The following is a 6,684-nucleotide window of genomic DNA, read 5'->3' as shown; positions in this document are numbered from 1 at the left end:
TTGCTGACAATAGGTTGTATGTCATTTTGGATTGTTACTTCATCAAAAGCACTACAAGTTCCATTAGTTACGGTCCATCTCACCGTTGCAGTAGTACCGGCTACTAATCCAGTTACTGTTGTCACGGGAGAACTTGGCGTTGTAATTGTTGCAGTTCCGCTAGTCAGAGTCCATAAACCTGTTCCGGTAGCTGGCGTAGTCTGAGTCATTGTAAAATTAGGGGTGTTACATAGCGTCTGATTGGGCTGATTGCTGACAATAGGTTGTATGTCATTTAGTATTGTTACTTCATCAAAATCACTACAAGTTCCATTAGTTTCAGTCCAACGTAGGGTTATATTCATATCTGTTGGCACAGTAGTTACTGTAGAAGTTGGAGATGTAGGAGTAGTTATTACGGCAGTTCCAAATTCACCAACAAAACTCCAAGCGCCCGCACCTACACTTGGTACTGCAGCCATCGTAAAGCTATTGTTATTGCATTGGGTTTGGTTAAGACCTGCAGCAGCAATAGGCGATGGAGTTACGAGTATTGTTGCTTCGCTAGTAGTAATTTCATTACCTTGACATAGGCCTGAGTTTGTAAAGATTGCTCTAAATTTTGTAGTTTGAGTTAAATCAGAAGGAGTGTAAGTTATTCCAGTATTACTTATATTTTCCCATGTAGTAAATGGACTAACTGAATATTGCCATTTAGTAATAATAGAAGTATTAGTAATACCAGTTACCTTTAAATTACTGCTATTAATTCCTGAACAAACAGTCCCGTCTGACTCAACAGCACCTTTTAAAGGGATTCCAAAAGTAAGGGGGGTATTGATACATCTACTAGAAGAGGAGGAGTTACCACTAACAGATGCTAGCTTAGTAATATTGATAAAACCGGGGTTATTTGTATCACATATATTTATACCAATACTTCCAAATGGAATATTAAATTCCAAAAACTCACCGCCCCCAGCATTACAACCTATAGCACTTCCATTTTTAGCAGCAAGTCCATTATCAACTGAAAGCGGGGTTAAAGTACTACCGTTTCCGGAATATAAATTAAATGTCGACGCGTTCGAATTAATTTCTATAATAAATTCGGCACCAGCCACAGTCAAAGGACCACCAAATATATCAGAAGTTAACCCATCTAAAGGGTTATTATTAGTATCTAAATAAAGTCTAAAAAGAGCAGCACCACCATTACCAATATTCATTCCCAATCTTAATATTTGATTTTGGGTATCTACTTTAGCATAGATGGTTCCTATTTCACATGTTGAAGAAGGACTAGTCGATAGTTGCTTTTTAAATACGATTCCATTGGCATATTCATCGCCAATTGCACCTGGACCTGGACAATAATCGCCGTCATAACTATCTTGCGAATAACTATTTGTAGCAAATGCAAATAGAGTCAATAAAATAATGGTGAACAATTTTGTCGAATAAGTAATAGTTGATTTCATATTGATTAGTTTTAAATCGTGATAAAGGGAGATGTTTTGTTTAATAGGATTTCACTGCTGTTAGTCCATTTCGTTTCTTCAAGTTTTTAGAATAAAAAAGTATTTTATTTGATATAATTATGCTTCAATCTAAAAAGCATAAAATTTAGATTTCACTTTTTGAATTACTATTAATTCAAAGCTTTGAGCTGAACTCTATTTTTGTGCTAGTTTGCTGTAATAAAAAATTTACACAATATAACTATCTGTTAAACAATAATTTAAGTTTTTTCTTTTTAAGCACTATTAAAGTTATGAAGTACTAAGGATATTCTGTAGTTTTTTCTTTAAATGACTTAATTACTCGTTTAAATGTATTTTTTTAATAAGTTTATTAAATTTAATACGTTGAATATTAGCATTTTAACATTTATTTGACAAAAAAAATCATTCAATTTTACATGACAGGTAGTGCAATAAAGGTTTTTTAGAAACTAATTTGCTTTCAAACGATTATAACGACGGGAAGATTTACTTCTGTAGTCTTTTCGAGTCAGACAGTCGCTTTTAATCTCGAAGAATTAAAAGAAAAATTAGTAAAGTATTTTAAGGCTTTTCAAATGATAGCGGATGTTTTAGACACTAGATAAAATATGTCCAGATTAGAGACGAAGAAGTCCTACCGTGTTAACTAAGATTAGCTTCCATTAATGATAATTAGATGTGATAACCTCATATCTAAATATCCATGGACGGAGTTAAGAAGGAGATATAGTATAAGTACTAAAGGTTATCACTGTTTTATAAGTAACGAATTTATTTACTGAGGTATAGTTTGGATTAGCAACTACGAATCGTCGACATCACACAAATTGGGAGAAGACAAATCCCAATTTATCTATAAATGGTTATCGATCCTTAATCTAAGGAAATCATGGTGATAATATAAACAGCAGCGTTATTGCTTTTAAAACCCTAGAACGATAACGTTGGAAGATAAAGCTTATCATTCATTTAGAGGCCTAGAATAAGGCGCTATGCTATGCTACAGGACATTAAGTAAGAGTTGAGTACTGCAGTACAGAATAAAATAGTCTAAGCAAAGTAAGAATGTAGAAGGAGGGAAGCAACCAGAAAATGGTCAATGCCAATCCCAAACTGGGGATTAATACTAAATCAGTTCTTAATTATTTTTGAAAAAAGGGTTCAACTTTAATTAAAAAGGCAAACCCCTATTTTTTTCATTTACACACTTTACGGGACAGTGTCTGTAAAATAAAAAACAGTAGTAAACTTTCGCTTACTACTGTTTTTTATTTGTATTTATATTTAATTCTACATTTTTTTTTCTGTTCTAAACAATTAGATTAAGAAAACAGTTTTTTTTTAGCTTATAAAGCAGTAATGATAAATTCACTTCGTCTATTCATTTGGTGTTCCGCCTCAGTACAGTCCACATCATCTGAACATTTGTTTACTAATTGAGTTTCTCCATATCCTTTTCCTGTTAATCTATCTAGATTCACTCCATTTTTGACTAACCAGCTGATAGTAGATTTTGCTCTTCTGTCAGACAGATCTTCATTGTATTTAAATGATGCTCTGCTATCGGTATGAGAGCGAATATCCAATTTCATAGTTGGATATTGTAGAAGTACATCTAATATTTTTTCTAAATCAAATGCAGCTTCTTTTCGGATATTAGACTTGTCTAAGTCAAAGTAAATCATTTTTATACCGAAACAGATTCCTAAATCATCGCCTATAGCCACTTTACATTGTTCTTTTTCTAAAGCTATATTGAGTTCTGTTTTCCCGTTTACTTTACCAGTGGTGATTGTTTCTTCTTTAGTTGTATAATCTATTTTTTCTGCTCTTACGTTATAGGTTTTTCCACACTCTACTTTGAATGCGTAATCACCATTGCTATCTGACATAACTTCTGTGATCGAGTTGAAACGATTGTCAAACAAACTAACTTTAGCCCCCGGTAGCGCTTGTTTAGTATCTAGGTCGGTTACTTTACCATACAGTTTTTGTTCGCAAGTAAGTTTTTTGAGCTCTAAAAACTTGTATATGTCATCATATCCTTGACCGCCATCTCTATTAGAAGTGAAGAAGCCTTTTCTTGATTTTGTATCTATCCAATAGCCAAAGTCGTCTTTTGACGAATTTACATCGCTTCCTACATTATCAACTTTATTAAAAGTCCCATCTTCATTTATTTTTGAAACAAAAATGTCTAAACCTCCTATTCCAGGTCTACCATCAGAAGCAAAGTAAATTTCATTTTCATCATTTACAAACGGAAAGCTTTCTCTTCCTTCTGTATTGATTGTATTTCCTAAATTTATTGGGGTTCCAAAAGTACCATCTTCATTTATTTCTACTTTGAACAAATCTGATTGTCCTAAAGTTCCAGGCATATCTGAAGCAAAATACAAAGTTTTCTCATCTGGACTTAAGGAAGGGTGGGCCGTACTGTAATTGTCACTATCAAAAGCAAGCTCTGTTATGTTTACCCATTGGTCGTTTTCTAAAGTAGCTTTATAAATCTTTATTAGAGTAACCTTATTTGCGTTTTTTCCTTTTTTACCTTCCAGATAGTTATTTCTGGTAAAATACATCGTTTTACCATCTTTTGTAAAAGTAGGGGTGGCTTCGTGGAATTTAGATTGCACCGTTTTGTCAAATTTATCAACAACACCAGGATTCATCTCTTCATCTAAATCAGCTACATATAAGTCAGTGAAATGTTGATCTGTCCAAGTATGTTTTCTTTGTCCCAAGCTACCAGTATCTCTGGCGGAAGTAAAAACAATTTTGTTTAAAGTTACTGCTGTTCCATAATCGGAGTATTTCGAGTTTATACCTGCATTTTCTACAGTATATCTTCCAGAGTTATTTTTTATGGCATCTAGATAATTTACATTACTAAGAAAAAGGTCTCCTCTAGAATCATCAGCAGAAAGTTCGCTGAATTTTTTGAGCATCTCATTAGCCTTGTCGTTTTCACCGATAACTTTCAAAGATTGGGAATAACGGAAATAGTATACTGGTTGCACCTCTGAGGTCATGGCAAATAATTCGCCATACCATTTAGCCGACTGTTCAAGGTCTGCATTGAAGTAATAAGAATTACCTAATTTTTGAAACATATCTACTGATTTGTATCCTTTTTCGGCCACCCTTTCGTAGGTCTTTATGGCATCTATATAAGAGTAATTATCGTATTTTTTATCAGCCGAGGCAAGCTTGGATTTTTGGGAATAACAGTCAAATGAAAAGACACTTACTATTGTTAGGTATAAAATGATATAATTTTTCATGATAATTACTTTTAGAAGAATCGGGGAGTTGTAATTTTTTTGTTGTTTTTGAATATTTCATAACGAAGGAAAACCTCATGTGATCCAGAGTTGTAATTATCTAATTTTGTGGTTTCAAGATCGTAAGCATAACCAATATACATACCATCTGACACTTGAAATCCGACCATTCCACTCATGGCAGCGCTCACTCGGTAAGCTGCTCCAATCATAAATTTATCATTGAATAAAAAGTTTCCTGAAAGATCAACCTGAAGAGGTGCTCCTTCAACCATTTTGGTAAGTAGCGCTGGTTTGAATTTAATAGTAGGATTTAAGTCAAATACATAACCTCCAATTAAATAATAACTCTTTTTTTCTTTAAAGATTTTGACGTCATTATCATCGTAGCGGTTCGTCTCGATGAAGTTTGGTATCGATAGACCGATGTATGCTTTATCAGAATGTAAATAAATTCCTGCACCAATATTTGGAGTGAATTTATTAAAATTTTGTAAACTTAAATCTCCAGCTTGTTTTGGACTTAATCTGGATACATCTAAATCGAATAAGTTTGCCGTTGCTTTAATACCAAAAGAAAGCTTAAATGTCTCTGAAACAGGTACGGTATAAGATAAATCTGCTGATATAGTATTTTCATGTGTTGGTCCAATCTTGTCGTTTATCACAGACACACCTAAGCCTAATCGACTACTGTTTAAAGGCGTGTTGATAGAGACCGCATTAGTTGTGGGGGCTCCGTCTAACCCTACCCACTGAGTACGATGTAATGCAAATATACTCATGGCTCCTCTAGATCCAGCATAAGCCGGATTGACGTTGATTGTGTTGTACATGTATTGTGTAAATTGGGCATCCTGTTGAGCATAACTTACAATACCAGTAAACATCAAGGCGATTAACAATATTCTTGTCTTCATTTAGGTTCTTTTTTTGTACCTGAGGATTTGGGCCTCAGGTATTAGATTTGAGTTGTTTTTATCTAGTAAGGTATAAATAACCGTCTTTAGTATTATTTTGAACATTATTATTGTTATCAACAGATGAATAGTTCAAAATATAAAAGTAAGTTCCCGTTGGTAACCCCGAAGATTGACTTATAGTTGTTCGTCCTCTTGATACACCAGTAAACTTGTTAGTTGTGTTGTTATAATTTTTAGTTTCAAAAACCAAGACTCCCCAACGGTTGTAAATCTCCACATTGTTCTCTGGATAACATACAGTGTCATCGATATTATCGATAAAAAACTCCTCGTTAATACCATCATTATTAGGAGAGAACGCATTATTAACAAATACGACTCCACAACCTAAAACTATTCCACAGTTATCGTCTGTTATTTTTATTATCAGCTTATACACTAGAGGACAACCATCGATTGTAATTTCGTAATCAAAAGTATATTCGCCGTTAGGTAAATCGTATGGACTTAATTTATTTTTATCTAATGTATCAGTACTTCCTAGGTCAACCCAATTTCCTGTCAACGGAAGATCAGTTGGTAAATAGGAATTTAAATCAACCTCTAATGTCCTATCAGTATTACATATTGCATCTAGTGCCATTATCGGTTCGATGTCTTCAGGTTGGCTAATAGTTACTTGCGCAGTAGCAGTACAAGAATTTCCTTCGGTACCAACGTTTGCCGTAGCAGTAAGAGTATAAGTTCCAGCAAGCAAATTGGTGTTTGATACTACTTTAGCAGTAGCATTTGTGATTACTACAGTAGAACCTTCACTATTTGTAACCGCTATCGAACCATTGGTTTCACCAAAGCAAGAAACGTTAGTAGCTATTCCGCTAACCGTTATAGCCGCATTAATAGTCAAAGTAACCGCAGTTCTAGTTAAAGAAGAACAAGTTGCGTTAGAAGCTTGAGCGTAATAGGTTGCAGTTCCCACACCCACTTGAGTAG

General features: G+C 34.1%; 4 protein-coding genes. All 4 read right to left on the bottom strand.

Annotated features, from left to right (window positions below):
* The coding region (locus ACEN2H_RS15360) for a hypothetical protein (RefSeq protein WP_441733885.1) at positions 1-1,460 on the bottom strand (1,460 nt) is incomplete at its 3' end.
* A gap of 1,370 nt (positions 1,461-2,830) precedes the next feature.
* Positions 2,831-4,768: an OmpA family protein gene (locus ACEN2H_RS15355; protein WP_441733883.1), complete on the bottom strand. Its 1,938-nt coding sequence runs from the start codon at positions 4,766-4,768 to the stop codon at positions 2,831-2,833.
* Between the two features lie 11 nt (positions 4,769-4,779).
* Positions 4,780-5,688, bottom strand: a complete 909-nt coding sequence (locus ACEN2H_RS15350) for a PorP/SprF family type IX secretion system membrane protein (RefSeq protein ID WP_441733881.1) — start codon at positions 5,686-5,688, stop codon at positions 4,780-4,782.
* Between the two features lie 58 nt (positions 5,689-5,746).
* The coding region (locus ACEN2H_RS15345) for a gliding motility-associated C-terminal domain-containing protein (RefSeq protein WP_441733879.1) at positions 5,747-6,684 on the bottom strand (938 nt) is incomplete at its 5' end.

This window comes from Flavobacterium sp. W22_SRS_FP1 (assembly GCF_052113685.1).
In the GTDB taxonomy this organism is placed as follows: Bacteria; Bacteroidota; Bacteroidia; order Flavobacteriales; family Flavobacteriaceae; genus Flavobacterium.
This window is presented reverse-complemented; position numbering and strand designations above follow the sequence as displayed.